Here is a 13,840-nt window from a genome sequence, read left to right on the forward strand (position 1 = left end):
CTCCATGAGCGGCTTCAGCGAAACCTTCGCCACGATCGCCAGCGAAGTCTCCCGCTGGGCGGGTCGGCCCTTAACCTTCCTGGCCTGCTGCCTGATCGTCGTGATCTGGGGCATGACCGGACCCGTCTTCGGCTATTCCAACACCTGGCAGCTGATCATCAACACCGGCACGACCATCGTCACCTTCCTGATGGTCTTCCTGATCCAGAACACCCAGAACCGCGACAACGCCGCCCTGCAGGCCAAACTCGACGAGTTGATCTTGGTGACCAAGGCGAAGAACGAGTTCATCGGCATCGAGCACCTCTCGGACAAGGAGCTCGAGGACATCCTGGCGCAGTGCGAGAAGCACCGCCCGGAGGTCCTCAAGCGCGCCCGGGCCAGCAGTCGTCACGGCAAGCGCCCGGCCGTCGGCCGCTCGCGCAAGCCGGCGACACCCAGCGCGAAGCGGGCCGCAGGCTAGGCGCCGCTACCGCCGCAGCCAGGCCGCCAGCGCCCAGGCGTGCGACTCGCGGTCGAGCTGACGCAGCGCGTCCAGCGGCTCCAGCCAGACGAGCTCATGGTCGTCCTCGATCTGCAGTTCCGGGGCCTCCGCCTCCAGCCGCCCGACGAAGAATTGGCCGCGGGTGTTGTGGCTCTTGCCCTGGCCGTTGATGAAGTAGTGGTCGGCGCAGACGAAGGGCTGGTCCTCGACGGTCACCTTCAACCCGGCCTCCTCGCCGCATTCGCGGGCGGCGGCCTCGACATAGGTCTCGCCCGGGTCGAGCCCGCCGCCCGGCAGGTCGATCTTCGGTCCGTCGCGGCGAAAGGCGACGCGCATGCAGGCTATGCGGCCCTCGTGTTCCAGCACCACGAAGGCGGCGGGACGATCGGGATAGTCGCGGCCGGGCTCCGCCGCGCCGAACTGGGGCGTGCTCATCAGTCGGCTCCGTACAGCGAGGGATAGGGATCGACGCGGCCGGCGACGACGTCGGCCACCGCCACCGGCTTCCAACCGACCTGCAGGCCGGCGCTAGCGTTCCAGGCCTCGACGATCTGGTCGCGCAGCTCCGAGGCGCCGCGCGCCAGCTGCTCGCGGGCGAAGGCGGGACCGCGCGGATCGGCCGGCTGCAGGGCCCCGGCCTTCTCCAGCTCGTAGAAGGGGACCACCCGGCGGTTGGTCTCGGCCAGATAGTCGACCGCCCGCTGCTCGATCGCGCAGCCGCAGAGCCGGAGCGGCGCCATCCGTCGCGCGACGGCGGACTTGCGCACCGCCGCGCGCACCAGATCCCCCTCGAAGGGTCCGTGCACCTTGGCCTGGGTGTAGCCGGCGGGGTTCGGATACGGTCCCCAGCCGTTGAAGTGGAGGGTCACGTGCAGCGGCTGGGCGCCGTCGCCGACGAAGTGCGACAGCTCGCCGATGTCGCGAAGGATCTGCGCCTCGCGCCGGCGGCGGTCGGCGGCGTACCAGGCGCGATGGCCGGCCCAGGCGCGGTTCTTCTCGGCGGCGGTCAGCACCCGCCAGTAGGCGAAGTCGTGCGCCAGTTGCTGCCAGCGGTCGACGATCGCATAGGGCAGATAGCCGGCCTTCCAGCTGTCGACGCCGGCGGGCCGCAGCGCCGTCTCATAGTCCGCACGGGTGGGCGGAAGGGCGTCGAGCCGCGGCCCGCCCAGCACCGTCCCGTCGTCGGCCAGGTCGAGGAAGTGCGCCGAGTCGCGGTCGCTGTCGTGGATCTTGCCGGAGGCCTTGGAGCGATCCGGTTCGCGCGACAGCTCGCCCGCGTCGTCGGCGGCCTTGGGCGTGCGCAGGAAGGCCGGCGCGTCGGCCGGCAGGGTCTCTACCGCCAGCTGCCCGATCATCCGATGCCCGGTCGCCCCCCACGCCAAAGCCTGGGCCGGCGCGGCCGCGATGAGGGCGGCGGCGAGCGGGAGAGCGAGCAAACGGCGCATCCCTCCCCTGTGCGTCCAGATCATCGCCCGCGCAAGCCGGCGTCACGCCATCTTCACGCACCCCTCAGGCGATGCCCAGGGCCGCCTCAACGCGGGCGATCCAGGCCTGCACGCGCGGAAAGGCGTCAAGGTCGAAGCCGCCCTCCCCGGCCACGCGGGTATAGGCGACCAGGGCCACGTCGGCGAGGCTCGGCTGCTCGCCGACCAGGAAGGACGAGGTCGCGAGCCCGCCCTCCAGCCGCTGCAGGGCCTGGAGACCGCGCTCGACGATTCGCGGCTCGAGATCGCCCACCGGCTTTTCCAGGTAGCGCACCTGAAAGCGGGCCACGGCGACATAGGGCTCGTGGCTGTATTGCTCCCAGAACATCCACTCCAACATCCGGGCGCGCTCATAGGCGTCGGCGGGAATCAGCGGCGAGCCCTCGGCCAGGTGCAGGATGATGGCGTTGGACTGGGCCAGCGGCCGTCCATCCGCCAGCAGCACCAGCGGGACCTGCCCGGCGGGGTTCATCGCGAGAAATTCCGCGGTGCGGGTTTCCCCATTCAGGACCCCGGTCTCAAGCCATCGATAGGCGACGCCGAGATGATCCGCGGTCCATTTCACCTTCAGGCAGTTACCTGAAATCGAGTCGCCGTAGATCGTGATCACCACCCGTGCTCCACTGAACGGATTAATACGCTGATCTTCAGCAGAGCCGCTGCGTAACCCGGCGTCAATCATTGCGACCTATCTGGGACGCGACATCATTCTGCCGCACGGGGTTGCCCCGTCGGCATGTGGCCGTTAAGACTCACGGTGCCCAGTTAACGACGAAGGAGACGCCCGTCTTGCGACGCCGCCTCGCCGCCCTGGCCGTAGTTTCGGCTTTCGCTCTGACCACGACCGCAAGCGCCGGCGTTCCCGACCCCATTGGCGACATGATCATGTCCGTGGTCACCGGCTCGATGCCGGGCGCCCCGGGCTGGAGCGTCAAGGCCACGCTCTACCATGCCGGCGCCAAGGGCGTGGGCAACCTCGATTCCCTCGGCTGCAAGGTCGTCGCCATGCGCACCGCCGCCGTCGACAAGAACCTGATCCCCAAGGGCTCGGTGCTGTTCATCAAGGAAACCGTCGGCCTGAAGATGCCCGACGGCTCGCCCCACGACGGCTACTGGTACGCTTCCGACACCGGCGGGGCGATCAAGGGCCAGCGCATCGACCTCTTCACCGGCTTCAGCGCCGCCTCGATGAACCCGATCAAGGCCCTGAACCTCGCGACCCTAAGCGCCGTCAAGGTCGGCAACTTCAAGGGCTGCCCGCCGAGGTGAGCCCACGCGGCGACCCCAAGGTTCGCAGCCCCAAGCCTCGATAAGTCGAATCATCCCTGCCGCCGCCTTGGCGTCGACAGGCTGACTCCGCTGCGCGCCGAGCGCAGCGGTCAGCCTCGATCGCGCTCGCGAAATCGCGGCGGACGCTCGTCCGCCGCGACTTCAGAACTGCATGTTGACGCCGACGAAGAACGTCCGGCCGCTGGTGGTGGTGTTCCATAGGCGGCGGGCGGCGGCGTCCTGGAACTGCTCCTCGCGCTCGTCCGTCAGGTTGACGGCGTCGAGCGTCAGGCGGACGCGCGGCGTCAGCTGGATGAAGGCCGCGGCGTCGACATAGGTGGTGGCGTTGAAGCCGCCGCCGTCGATCGGGTAGCGCGAGCGGTAGTTGGACGAGACCCGCGCGCCCCACCGGGACGTCTCGTAGTACAGCGTGACGTTGTGGTTGAGGTCCGACATGCCGTAGATCGGCCCGGTCGCGCCGTTGGCGTAGGTGGTCTTGGAATCGATGAAGGTGGCGTTGGCCACCACGCCCAGGTGCTTCAGGGGGCCGGGTAGGAAGACGAAATCGCTCTGGATGCTGACCTCCACCCCCGAAAGCTTCGCCTTGTTCAGGTTGATCGGCCGCGTGAACTCGTTGACCGTGCTCGACTGCGTCACGCCGGCGACCAGGTTGTCCGGCAGCCCGGTCGTGGCGTAGCTGACGTTGGTGACCTTCTGGCTCACCACGAATCCGTCGATGTCCTTGTAGAAGGCGCCGACCGCGACCATCCCGACATCGCCGAAATACCACTCCGCGGCGATGTCGAACTCGTCCGAGGTGTAGGGTTTCAGGTCGGCGTTGCCGACATTGACCGACAGGAAGTTGGTCGTGCTGTCGAACGAGACCGTGCCGTTCATCGCATAGGCCGTGAGCGGCGCCCGGTTGATGTTCTGGGCCGCCGACAGACGGATCTGAAGGCTGTCGCTCGCCTCGAAGACGGCGTTGAACGCCGGCAGCACGCCCGAATAGTCCGACTCCACCTTCACCGGTCCGACGTTCGCCGTCCCTGAGGAGGTGAGCTGGGTGCGGTAGCCGCGCAGGCCGACGTTGCCGCGCACGACCCGGTCGAAGAGCCGGCCGCGCCAGTCCAGCTGGGCGTAGGCCGCATTGGTCGTCTCCTCGACCTCGTAGATGGATCGCGGGGCGCCGAGGGTGCGGGTCACGCCATAGGCGCCGAGCGCCTTGTCCCAATCGACGATGATCCAGGACTGGTCCTTGTGGCCGTCGAAGACCTTGGCGTAGCCGTTCACCCGGTCGTCGAGCGTGCTGTTCTCCCAGGCCGTCTTCAGCAGGTCGTCGGTGGCCTGTTGATAGCCGGAATTGCGGAAGCCGCGGTGGGACGCGCCGGCCTTGAGTGTCGCAGCGTCGTTCAGACGGTAGGCGGCGTTGAACTCGGCGTTCTCCAGCTCGGTCGTCTGATAGGTGGCCGAGAAGTCGATCTCATGGGCGCGATAGTTGTTCGGGTCCGTCGTATCCCACTTGTAGGTGTTGCTGGCGTCGTTGCCGCCCGTATAGGAGGTGACCAGCCCGCCGAAGGCCTCGGTGTAGAACTTGTCTGAGATCGGCACCTCGTAATCCGAGGTCTCCTTGCCGATGTGCCCGTCGATCGTCAGGCGGTCCGTCAGCTCCCAGGTCCCGGTCAGCAGCAGCTGGTCGAAGGTGTTCTTGGTCTCCTGCCGCCGGGTCTCGGTGGCGAAGACGGTATTGTCGACGTCGGCGTAGGTGACGGTGTTGTACTGGTCGTAGCGGATCGCGTTGAGCGTCGGCGCCGGCGTTGTGACGCCCGAGTGCTTCACCGCGCCGCCGAGAATGGTGGACGCCTGCGAGGCGCGCGTCGCCAGGTGCAGCTCGTCGCGGTCGGCGGCGAACTCGCCGTGCAGCACGTCGAGGGTGAGCTTCAGCTTGTCGACCGGCCGCCACTGCACCGCGGCGGTGATCCCCAGCCGCTCCTGTTCGGAATCCCAGACCGACAGACGGTTGCCGCGCTGGAAGACGAGCGTGCCGGCGTTGACCTTGGCCTGGTCCGCCGCGCTGAGGGCCGAGATGTTAGTTCCTCCGGAGGTCACCCGGCTGGGCGAATAGGTGTTGTAGCCCTGCTCCTGCGTCTTGCGCTTGGAATAGGCGGCCGAAACAAGGACGCCGAAGCGGTCGCCCCAGTTGCGGCTGAACATCGCCGCGGCGCGCGGTTCGAAGTCCTCGGTGGCGGAATTCGTGCCGCCCTGGACCGAGAGCGCCGCGCGCGAGCCCTGGTAGTCGAACGGCTTGGCCGTATAGAGCGCTACGGTGCCGGCCATGCCGCCCTCGTCCTGTTCGGCCGCGAACGACTTGCGCACCTCGACCTTCGAGAACAGTTCCGAGGCGAAGATGTTGAAGTCGAACGCGCGGTCGCGCGAGGTCTGGCCGCGGCTGTCCATCGGCGAGTCGACGTTGCCGAGCACTTCCATCCCGTTCAGCTGGACCCGCGTGAAGTCTGGACCCAGGCCGCGCAGGCTGATCCGCCGGCCTTCGCCGGCTTCGCGGTTGATCGCCACGCCGGGAAGCCGCTGCAGCGACTCAGCTAGGTTCAGGTCCGGGAACTTGGCCATGTCCTCGGCGACGATCACCTCGACAGTGGTTGCGGCCGCCCGCTTCTGGTCCCTCGCGGCCGCCAGCGACTGGCGGAAGCCCTGAACGACGACCTCGTCCACCTCGGTGGCGGCGGCCTCCTCGGCTCTGGCCCCACCCGCAAGCGCAACCATCAAAAGCACGCCGGACGCTGCGCTCGACGTGAGCGCCTTCCTGAACTGTCGCATATGCAAACTGACCCCGCCCCGCCCGCAGAACCCCGCTGGTCCACGAGCGAGTGGGGGCGCTTAGAGCTTGGCCGTGACGGGCGCTTGTCGGTTTCGCAACATGCCCGTGACGGTTGTAGCGGCGCCGGCGTGGGTGGAACCACGGACGGGCCTTAGGACAGGCGTCTATGGCCTGCCTGTTTCTGCGCCACGCTGCCGCCATCCGGGGGCGCCGGAGGCGCGATCCCTGGGGAAACCCGCCCGCGTCTTGCGACCGTGGGAAATCCCGTGCTGGCCTGGATGCTGACGCCGCCAGCGTCGAGCTTGACCTCGGGGCTTCTCGGGGATGAGACCGCCGACGGCGGGGCGAACACGTCCAGCCGCCTTTGCACGGGCCGAGTCGATGCGCTTCGAACTGATCGTGATTGGCAGCGGGCCCGCCGGACGCCGCGCCGCCATCCAGGCGGCCAAGCTCGGCCGCTCAGTCCTGGTCGTCGAAAACCGCATTCGCGTGGGCGGGGTCTCGGTGCACACCGGGACCATCCCGTCGAAGACCCTGCGGGAGACCGTGCTCAACCTGTCCGGCTGGCGCGAGCGCGGCTTCTACGGCCTGGCCTACCGGGTGAAGAAGGACATCGAGGGCAAGGACCTGGGCGCACGCCTGAGGATGACCCTGGATTTCGAGATCGACGTCCTGGAGCACCAGTTCGCCCGCAACGGCGTGCGCACCATCGGCGGCCTCGCCCGTTTCCTCGACCCGCACCGGGTCGAGGTGGTCGCCGACGGCCAGTCGGAGGTCTACGAGGCGGACCGCTTCGTGATTGCCGTGGGCACCAAGCCCTATCGGCCGGCGAGCATCCCGTTCGACGACCACGCCGTGGTCGACAGCGACACCCTGGTCGAGCAGCTGCGCGTGCCGCGCAGCCTGACGGTCGTCGGCGCCGGCGTCATCGGCCTGGAATATGCGACCATCTTCAGCGCGCTCGACGTGCCGGTGACGATCGTCGAGCCGCGCAGCAACTTCCTCGAGTTCATCGATCGCGAGATTCTCGAGGAGTTCGTCCACGAGCTTCGGCAGCGCGGGGTAAGCTTCCGGCTCGGCTGCCGGGTCGAGCGGGTCGAGCTCGACGCCGCGGGCTGGCCCGTCGCCCTGCTGGGCGACCAGCGTCGCATCCGCAGCGAGATGCTGCTCTACGCCGCCGGCCGGGTCGGCGCGACCGAGGACCTGGGGTTGCAGAACATCGGCGTCCCGACAGACGGCCGCGGCCGCATCGCGGTGAACCCCAGCACCTTCCAGACCACCCAGTCGCACATCTATGCGGCCGGCGACGTGATCGGCTTCCCGAGCCTCGCCTCGACCTCCATGGAACAGGGCCGGATCGCGTCCTGCCACGCCTTCGGCGCGCCGCTCGCCGATGCACCGGTCTTCTTCCCCTACGGCATCTATTCCGTGCCGGAGATCTCCACCGTCGGCCTGACGGAGGAGGAGGTGCGGCTAAAGGGGATCGGCTACGAATGCGGGGTGGCGCGGTTCCGGGAAACCTCGCGCGGCCACATCATGGGCCTGCAGTCCGGCATGATGAAGATGATCTTCGCCCTCGCGGACCGGAAGCTGCTGGGCGTCCACATCGTCGGCGAAGGCGCGACCGAGCTGATCCACATCGGCCAGGCGGTGCTGAACCTGGGCGGGACCTTGGACTATTTCGTCGAGAACACCTTCAACTACCCGACGCTCGCGGAGGCCTACAAGATCGCCGCCCTCGACGCCTTCAACCGCATGCCCTCAGCCGCCCAGACGGCGGCCGAGGCGGCCCAAGCCAGCATCGCCCCGGCCTAAGGAGAGCCAGCCGCCTTGACGTCGCGCCTCAGGCGCTCTTTGGTTTCGCCGGAGAACGGACGGGGCGAGCGGCTCGCGCCGACGTGTTCAGCGCCGCGGCGGCGCGGACAAGCGCCTTCAAGGCCTCTTCATCGATCTCGTCGCCCTCACGGAAATCGATGGCGCGCCGCGTGTTCCCTTCGAGGCTGGAGTTGAAGAGGCCGGATGGATCCTCCAGCGAGGCGCCCTTGGCGAAGGTCATCTTCACAACAGCCTTGTAGGTCTCGCCGGTGCAGATCATCCCGGCGCGCGACCACACCGGAACCCCCCGCCACTTCCATTCCTCGACCACGTCGGGGCAGGCCTGCTTGATGAGAGTTCGGAGCCGGGCGAGCGTCTCGCCGCGCCAATCGCTCAGCTCCTTGATCCGCGCATTGATCAGTTGAGACGGAGAATCTCCTCCATCTCCTTGCGTCACGCCGTTCTCACTCGTCTTCATGGGCGCCGTCCCTTTCTTCCGCGGTGTTATCGCTCGCGCGGCCGCTCACATTCGTTCGCCGGGCAATTCGCTGGCTTGCTTCACCCACGCGGAGAGCTGAGATTCGTCGAGCGGGTCGTCCTCGTGGATGTCGAGGTAGCGCGTGTCCTTGGTCTTGGATGCGCCTGGCGGGACAGGACGCAGGGAGGCGCCACGGAAGAAGGCCACCTTGACGTAGTTGGTGAAGGTATGGACGCCGAGAAACCAGCCCTGGCCCTCGACTCCGTAAAGCGGCGAGTTCCATTTGACCGCCTTGCGCACGCCGGGGACGGTGCGCACGATCAGCGCGTCGAGGCGCAACCCGACGTCGCGTTTCCAGCCAGGCATGGCCGCGATGTAGGCCTGCACGGGGGCGTCCCCGTCGCCCTTCGCGATCTGAGGGTTGCCGCCTGTGAGGAGGACCGGCCTCGCAGCGACCCGCTCGGCCGCCTTCCTTGCAACCTTCGCCGGCTTCTCGGATGTCTCGTCGGCCATTGCGTTCACCCACAGATGTCTGAGCCACGACCTGCGCCGGCAGACCTCAATCGATCCGCGCCAGAACCTGCTCCAGGTTTGCAAAGAACCGCGGCCAACCGTACGTGGCGCCCTGGTAGGCCTGCTGCTGATCCGGCTGGAAGCCCGACTGTTCCATGCGCAGGCGGGTCCCCGTGCTGGTGGGGGTGAGAGTCCAGGTCACGACGCTCTCGAGTCCCGTGGACGCCCAGGTGTAGGACAGCGTCTTGTTCGGCTCGACCGCCAGGACCTGACAGTCCACAGCGCCCCAGTCGGCGCGAAGATCGAAACGGTGGCCGACGACAGGCGCGAAGGCGTTCTTCATGAGCCACGCCTCGATCAGGTGTGGCTCCGTCAGCGCGCGCCAGATCTTTTCCGGCGGATAAGGCACCTCCCGTTCGACGACGACGGAGCGCGTTTCGGTCGCAGCATTGGTCATTGGTCCATCCTTCTGAGCAGATCTTCGAGGTGGTCGAAGCGGGTTTCCCAGAACCCGGCCATCTGGCTCGTCCAGTCGATCAGCGGAGCCAGGGCGCCGAGCTGCGCGCTATAGTGCGTCTGGCGACCTTCGTGGCGGTCGCGCACCAGACCGGCCTGTTTCAGAAGCCCGAGATGCTTTGAGACGGCCGGCTGCGAGACCCCGGCCCGAGCCGTGAGCGCCCCGACCGTCTGCTCGCCTTCGCGGCACAATCGCTCGAAGAGCGCCCGCCGAGTCGGATCGGCGAGCGTTCTGAAGAGCAGGTCGTGAGTGCTCGGCATTTGGGATCGATAACCTGATGGCTATTGATCAACCCATAACCGTCCAGCTATATTTTTGTCCAGCAGGAACCTGCCGACGAGGGGCCGGAAGAGCGGGCGCCGGCGTAGGCTCTGCTTCCTCCCTCCCCTTCATGGGCAGGGGCTATCGCATATGAAACCAACCTAATCGGTCATCCCGGCCGGAGGCCCGCTCTTGCGGGCTGGAGGGCCGGGCCCCAGTGGCCGTGCACACCGCCCCTGGGTCCCGGATCTCCGCTTCGCTGCGGCCGGGATGACAAGCATTGTTCATATGCGATAGCCCTGCCTTCATGGGGAAGGGACGACCGCGGAGCGGTCAGGGGTGGGGCAGTGAGGTTCAGGCGCATGCGCTTGAAGCGCCGTTCCCCACCCTGCTCGCCTTTGGCGAGCTGTCCCTCCCAGTTAAGGGAGGGACGCGGCGCATCAGGTCTCGACGAAGGCCTTTTCCAGGACGAAGTCCCCGGGATTGGCGATCGAGCCTTCCTTGAAGCCGCGGTCGATCAGCAGCTGCTTCAGGTCGGCCAGCACCGAAGGGCCGCCACACATCATCAGCCGGTCCGTCGCCGGGTCGAGCGGGGGCGTGCCGAGGTCCTCGAAGATCTTGCCCGAGGCGATCAGGTCGGTGATCCGCCCCTCAGTCTTGAACGGTTCGCGGGTCACCGTCGGGTAGTAGGTGAGCTTGTCCCCGATGAGCTCGCCGAGGATCTCGTCGGCCTTCAGCTCTTCCTCGAACAGGTCGCGGTAGTTGAGGTCGGCCACTTCGCGGACCGTGTGGGTGACGATCACCTCGTCGAACCGCTCATAGGTCTCCGGATCGCGGGCCAGCGACAGCCAGGGCGCGAGGCCGGTGCCGGTGCCCAGCATGTAGAGCCGCTTGCCGGGCTTTAGCCCGTCCATCACCAGGGTGCCGGTCGGCTTGCGGCCGATCAGCACCTCGTCGCCCACCTGGATCTTCTGCAGGCGGGAGGTCAGCGGGCCGTCCTGAACCTTGATCGAATAGAACTCGAGCTCGTCGTGCCAGGCCGGGCTGGCGACCGAATAGGCGCGCACCAGTGGGCGGCCCTCCTCGGTCATCAGCCCCACCATGACGAACTGGCCGCTGGTGAAGCGCAGGCCGGGGTCGCGGGTGGTGCGGAAGGAGAACAGCGACGGGGTCCAATGCTGGACCCAGGTCACCGTCTCGACGTAGAAGGCGCCGCTCGCCTTCAGGGCGGGCTTCGCCACTGCGGTCGTATCGTTCATGCGTATCCGGCTCTCTCGCTTATCCGGCTGTCCAGGGGGCGTCTTAGATGTCGCCGCCCGGGTTGGCGACAGCGCCCGGGGCGCGGGCGACATGTATGCCGCATTCGGTCTTTTGCGAGCCCGCCCAGCGTCCGGCGCGCACGTCCTCGCTGTCCTCGACGGGCTTGGTGCACGGCCAGCAGCCGACCGACGGATAGCCGTGGGCCACCAGCGGGTGGGGCGGAAGGTCGTGTTCGGCGACGTAGGCGTCGAGATCGGCCTTGGTCCAGTTGACCAGAGGATTGAACTTCAGATGCCGGCCGGACTGCTCGACGACCGGCAATGACAGCCGCGCCCCGCCATGGAAGCGCTTGCGCCCGGTGATCCAGCCGTCGAAGTCCGCCAGCGCCTGGTCCAGCGGGACCACCTTGCGCAAATTGCAGCAGGCGTCGGTGTCGGTCTGCCAAAGCTTGGCCTCGGGATCGGTTGTCGCCAGATCCTGATAGTGGGGCCGAAGGTCCCTTACGTCAGTCAAGCCGAGGCGGGCCGCCAAGATCTTGCGGTAGTCCAGCGTCTGGCCGAACAGCATGCCGGTGTCGAGGAACAGCACCGGAATGTCCGGTTTCACCTTCGCCGCGAGGTCGAGCAGCACCGCCGATTCCGCCCCGAAGGAGGAGACCAGCGCCAGCTTGTCGCCATAGGCGTCGACCGCCGCCTCGATGACCGCGCGCGGATCGGCATGCCGCAGCTCGGCGTCGAGTCTGACGGCCAGGCTGGGAGATTGCTCTACGGCGTCGTAGGCCATGCTCATCTTCCCCGTTCCACAAAGGCCGGCGTCCGTCCGTCGGCCGCAGGCTGGTAGACGTGTCGGAATCGTCGAGTCACGTGCTCCCACTGCTCGGGCGTCGAGCCGTCGGCCGGCTCGAAGGCGTCGAAGCCGCAGCGGACCATGAAAACCGCCTGCTCGCGCAGCACGTCGCCCACGGCGCGGACCTCGCCCTTGAAGCCGAAACGCTCGCGCAGCACCCGGCCGTTGGAATACTGCCGGCCGTCGCGGAACTTCGGGAAGGCCAGCGCCACCACGGCCAGGCGCGGCAGGTCGTAGGCCAGGGCCTCGGCCTCCTCGTTCGGCTCCAGCCGGACGCCGACCGAACGGCCCTCGCCCAGCAGCCGCTCGCCGTCCGCCTGGAAGCGGGTCAGCGAGACGATGACGTCGCCCGGCGGCAGGGACTGGTCGTCGTCGACGTGGGTGAAGGCGTCGTTGGCGAGAACGGCGCGCCCGCCCTGGAGCTTAATGAGCGTCGGCATAGACGGCCTCCTTGAAGGGCGCGACGCCCGTGCGGCGGAAGGTGTCGAGGAAGCGCTCCCCGTCCGTCCGCTCCCGCAGATAGACCTCGACCATCTGTTCGACAGCCTCGGCCACCTTGGCGGCCGGCAGGGCCGGGCCCAGCATCTGACCAAGGGCGGCCTGCTCCTCGGCTGAGCCGCCCAGGGTGAGCTGGTAGAATTCCTCGCCCTTCTTATCGACGCCCAGGATGCCGATGTGGCCCACGTGGTGGTGGCCGCAGGCGTTGATGCAGCCTGAGATCTTGATGTTCAGCTCGCCCACCTGCTCGGCCCGGTCGGGGTCGGCGAAGCGCTCGGCGATATGCTGGGCGATCGGGATGGCGCGAGCGTTGGCCAGGGCGCAGTAGTCCAGCCCCGGGCAGGCGATGATGTCGGTGATCAGGTCGATGTTCGGCGTGGCGAGGCCGGCCCCGGCAAGCGCGCGCCAGACCTCGGGGAGGTCGTCGAGCTTCACGTGCGGCAACAGCAGGTTCTGCTGGTAGGTCACCCGCAGGTCATCCTGCGAGTAGCGCTCGGCCAGGTCGGCCACCAGCTCCATCTGCTCGGAGGTCATGTCCCCCGGCGTCAGGCCCGGCGTCTTCAGCGAGATGTCGACGATGGCGTAGCCCGGCTGCTTGTGCGGGTGGGTGTTGCGGCGCAGGAACCGCGCGAAGGCCGGGTCGGACGCCTTGGCGGTCTCCAGCGCTTCGGAGCGGGCCGGCAGGGTCTCGAACGACGGCGTGAACTCGCCGCGGATGCGGGCGAGCTCGGTGTCCGGCAGGTCGATCCGGCCGTGGTCGATCTTGGCCCATTCCTCTTCGACCTGGCGGGCGAATTCCTCGGCGCCCAGGGAGGCGACCAGGATCTTGATGCGCGCCTTGAAGATGTTGTCGCGCCGGCCGTGGCGATTGTAGACCCGCAGGATCGCCTCCAGGTACGACAGCAGGTGGCGGGTCGGCAGGAACTCGCGGATGGTCGAGCCGATGTGCGGCGACCGGCCCAGGCCGCCGCCGACGATCACTTCAAAGCCCAGCTCGCCGCCCCGGCCGCGCCGCACATGCAGGCCGATGTCGTAGATCTTGGTCGCCGTGCGGTCCCTGGCCGCCGCGGTGACGGCGATCTTGAACTTGCGCGGCAGGTAGCTGAATTCCGGGTGCAGGGTCGACCACTGGCGGACGGTCTCGGCCCAGACGCGCGGGTCGTCGAGCTCGTCGGCGGTCGCGCCGGCGTAGGGGTCGGCGGTGACGTTGCGGATGGTGTTCCCCGATGTCTGGATGGCGTGCATCCCGACATCGGCCAGCTGGTCGAGGATCTCCGGCGCGTCCTTCAGCTTGATCCAGTGCAGCTGCAGGTTCGTCCGCGTGGTGAAGTGGCCGTAGCCCTTGTCGTAGGCGCGGGCGATGTGCGCCAGCCGGCGCAGTTGCGCAGACCGCAGGCTCCCATAGGGGATGGCGATCCGCAGCATGTAGGCGTGCAGCTGGAGATAGAGACCGTTCATCAGCCGGATCGGCTTGAACTGGTCCTCGGTGATCTCGCCCGCCAGACGGCGGTTCACCTGCTCGCGGAACTCCGCCGCGCGGTCGGCGACGAATTCCTTGTCGATGGCGTCGTACCGGTACATG

At 67.7% G+C, this 13,840-nt stretch carries 15 protein-coding genes; 3 read left to right on the plus strand and 12 right to left on the minus strand.

What is annotated here, in order from left to right; translation table 11 throughout:
• Nucleotides 1–4: 4 nt before the first annotated feature.
• Nucleotides 5–463 carry a low affinity iron permease family protein gene (locus tag ACSQ2B_RS06405; RefSeq protein ID WP_436048328.1) on the plus strand — a complete coding sequence of 153 codons (459 nt, stop codon included), beginning with the start codon at nucleotides 5–7 and terminating at the stop codon, nucleotides 461–463.
• Between the two features lie 6 nt (nucleotides 464–469).
• On the opposite strand, the gene ACSQ2B_RS06410 is transcribed toward ACSQ2B_RS06405, so the two are convergent.
• From ACSQ2B_RS06410 to ACSQ2B_RS06420, 3 genes are all read right to left on the minus strand, one after another.
• The gene (locus ACSQ2B_RS06410; protein ID WP_436048329.1) at nucleotides 470–919 is read right to left on the minus strand and encodes an NUDIX domain-containing protein; all 450 of its coding nucleotides are present in this window, start codon (nucleotides 917–919) and stop codon (nucleotides 470–472) included.
• Nucleotides 919–1,929: a S1/P1 Nuclease gene (locus ACSQ2B_RS06415; protein ID WP_436048330.1), complete on the minus strand. Its 1,011-nt coding sequence runs from the start codon at nucleotides 1,927–1,929 to the stop codon at nucleotides 919–921. The genes ACSQ2B_RS06410 and ACSQ2B_RS06415 overlap by 1 nt, the downstream gene beginning before the upstream one ends.
• Before the next feature lie 64 nt (nucleotides 1,930–1,993).
• Nucleotides 1,994–2,581: a glutathione S-transferase family protein gene (locus tag ACSQ2B_RS06420; RefSeq protein WP_436048331.1), complete on the minus strand. Its 588-nt coding sequence runs from the start codon at nucleotides 2,579–2,581 to the stop codon at nucleotides 1,994–1,996.
• A 176-nt stretch (nucleotides 2,582–2,757) separates the two neighbouring features.
• Between ACSQ2B_RS06420 and ACSQ2B_RS06425 the strand changes: the two genes are divergently transcribed.
• Nucleotides 2,758–3,237, plus strand: coding sequence for a 3D domain-containing protein (locus ACSQ2B_RS06425; RefSeq protein WP_436048332.1), 480 nt, complete (start codon nucleotides 2,758–2,760; stop codon nucleotides 3,235–3,237).
• 162 nt (nucleotides 3,238–3,399) lie between these two features.
• Here ACSQ2B_RS06425 and ACSQ2B_RS06430 read toward each other — a convergent pair whose 3' ends face one another.
• Nucleotides 3,400–6,069, minus strand: coding sequence for a TonB-dependent receptor (locus tag ACSQ2B_RS06430; protein WP_436048333.1), 2,670 nt, complete (start codon nucleotides 6,067–6,069; stop codon nucleotides 3,400–3,402).
• 382 nt (nucleotides 6,070–6,451) lie between these two features.
• Here ACSQ2B_RS06430 and sthA point away from each other — a divergent pair, with 382 nt between their 5' ends.
• Nucleotides 6,452–7,885: a Si-specific NAD(P)(+) transhydrogenase gene (sthA, locus tag ACSQ2B_RS06435; protein WP_436048334.1), complete on the plus strand. Its 1,434-nt coding sequence runs from the start codon at nucleotides 6,452–6,454 to the stop codon at nucleotides 7,883–7,885.
• Between the two features lie 28 nt (nucleotides 7,886–7,913).
• On the opposite strand, the gene ACSQ2B_RS06440 is transcribed toward sthA, so the two are convergent.
• The 8 genes from ACSQ2B_RS06440 to ACSQ2B_RS06475 all read right to left on the minus strand — a co-directional run bounded on the left by ACSQ2B_RS06440 (nucleotide 7,914) and on the right by ACSQ2B_RS06475 (nucleotide 13,839).
• The gene (locus ACSQ2B_RS06440) at nucleotides 7,914–8,363 is read right to left on the minus strand and encodes a DUF1801 domain-containing protein (RefSeq protein WP_436048335.1); all 450 of its coding nucleotides are present in this window, start codon (nucleotides 8,361–8,363) and stop codon (nucleotides 7,914–7,916) included.
• Between the two features lie 45 nt (nucleotides 8,364–8,408).
• Nucleotides 8,409–8,876 carry a DUF1801 domain-containing protein gene (locus ACSQ2B_RS06445; RefSeq protein ID WP_436048336.1) on the minus strand — a complete coding sequence of 156 codons (468 nt, stop codon included), beginning with the start codon at nucleotides 8,874–8,876 and terminating at the stop codon, nucleotides 8,409–8,411.
• A gap of 46 nt (nucleotides 8,877–8,922) precedes the next feature.
• Nucleotides 8,923–9,333, minus strand: coding sequence for an SRPBCC family protein (locus ACSQ2B_RS06450; RefSeq protein WP_436048338.1), 411 nt, complete (start codon nucleotides 9,331–9,333; stop codon nucleotides 8,923–8,925).
• Nucleotides 9,330–9,653: an ArsR/SmtB family transcription factor gene (locus tag ACSQ2B_RS06455; RefSeq protein WP_436048340.1), complete on the minus strand. Its 324-nt coding sequence runs from the start codon at nucleotides 9,651–9,653 to the stop codon at nucleotides 9,330–9,332. The genes ACSQ2B_RS06450 and ACSQ2B_RS06455 overlap by 4 nt, the downstream gene beginning before the upstream one ends.
• A gap of 441 nt (nucleotides 9,654–10,094) precedes the next feature.
• Nucleotides 10,095–10,913 (minus strand): ferredoxin--NADP reductase, encoded by an 819-nt coding sequence (locus tag ACSQ2B_RS06460; RefSeq protein ID WP_436048342.1) that lies wholly within the window; start codon nucleotides 10,911–10,913, stop codon nucleotides 10,095–10,097.
• Nucleotides 10,914–10,956: 43 nt separating this feature from the next.
• Entirely contained in the window at nucleotides 10,957–11,697 is a 741-nt protein-coding gene (locus ACSQ2B_RS06465; protein ID WP_436049600.1) for a phosphoadenylyl-sulfate reductase, read from the minus strand.
• A gap of 2 nt (nucleotides 11,698–11,699) precedes the next feature.
• Nucleotides 11,700–12,200: a DUF934 domain-containing protein gene (locus tag ACSQ2B_RS06470; RefSeq protein WP_436048344.1), complete on the minus strand. Its 501-nt coding sequence runs from the start codon at nucleotides 12,198–12,200 to the stop codon at nucleotides 11,700–11,702.
• Entirely contained in the window at nucleotides 12,184–13,839 is a 1,656-nt protein-coding gene (locus tag ACSQ2B_RS06475; RefSeq protein ID WP_436048346.1) for a nitrite/sulfite reductase, read from the minus strand. Before ACSQ2B_RS06475 ends, ACSQ2B_RS06470 begins: the two co-directional genes overlap by 17 nt.
• Nucleotide 13,840: the final 1 nt, after the last annotated feature.

Source organism: Phenylobacterium sp. LjRoot225 (assembly GCF_964252855.1).
In the GTDB taxonomy this organism is placed as follows: domain Bacteria; phylum Pseudomonadota; class Alphaproteobacteria; order Caulobacterales; family Caulobacteraceae; genus Phenylobacterium.

What these genes read in the sequence shown, in the direction of transcription:
- ACSQ2B_RS06475 (WP_436048346.1), bottom strand. Translation starts at nt 13,839, where the DNA reads ATGTACCGGTACGACGCCATCGACAAGGAATTCGTCGCCGACCGCGCG.
- ACSQ2B_RS06465 (WP_436049600.1), bottom strand. Translation starts at nt 11,697, where the DNA reads ATGGCCTACGACGCCGTAGAGCAATCTCCCAGCCTGGCCGTCAGACTC.
- ACSQ2B_RS06455 (WP_436048340.1), bottom strand. Translation starts at nt 9,653, where the DNA reads ATGCCGAGCACTCACGACCTGCTCTTCAGAACGCTCGCCGATCCGACT.
- ACSQ2B_RS06430 (WP_436048333.1), bottom strand. Translation starts at nt 6,069, where the DNA reads ATGCGACAGTTCAGGAAGGCGCTCACGTCGAGCGCAGCGTCCGGCGTG.
- ACSQ2B_RS06405 (WP_436048328.1), top strand. Translation starts at nt 5, where the DNA reads ATGAGCGGCTTCAGCGAAACCTTCGCCACGATCGCCAGCGAAGTCTCC.
- ACSQ2B_RS06445 (WP_436048336.1), bottom strand. Translation starts at nt 8,876, where the DNA reads ATGGCCGACGAGACATCCGAGAAGCCGGCGAAGGTTGCAAGGAAGGCG.
- ACSQ2B_RS06460 (WP_436048342.1), bottom strand. Translation starts at nt 10,913, where the DNA reads ATGAACGATACGACCGCAGTGGCGAAGCCCGCCCTGAAGGCGAGCGGC.
- ACSQ2B_RS06450 (WP_436048338.1), bottom strand. Translation starts at nt 9,333, where the DNA reads ATGACCAATGCTGCGACCGAAACGCGCTCCGTCGTCGTCGAACGGGAG.
- ACSQ2B_RS06415 (WP_436048330.1), bottom strand. Translation starts at nt 1,929, where the DNA reads ATGCGCCGTTTGCTCGCTCTCCCGCTCGCCGCCGCCCTCATCGCGGCC.
- ACSQ2B_RS06410 (WP_436048329.1), bottom strand. Translation starts at nt 919, where the DNA reads ATGAGCACGCCCCAGTTCGGCGCGGCGGAGCCCGGCCGCGACTATCCC.
- ACSQ2B_RS06440 (WP_436048335.1), bottom strand. Translation starts at nt 8,363, where the DNA reads ATGAAGACGAGTGAGAACGGCGTGACGCAAGGAGATGGAGGAGATTCT.
- ACSQ2B_RS06470 (WP_436048344.1), bottom strand. Translation starts at nt 12,200, where the DNA reads ATGCCGACGCTCATTAAGCTCCAGGGCGGGCGCGCCGTTCTCGCCAAC.
- sthA (WP_436048334.1), top strand. Translation starts at nt 6,452, where the DNA reads ATGCGCTTCGAACTGATCGTGATTGGCAGCGGGCCCGCCGGACGCCGC.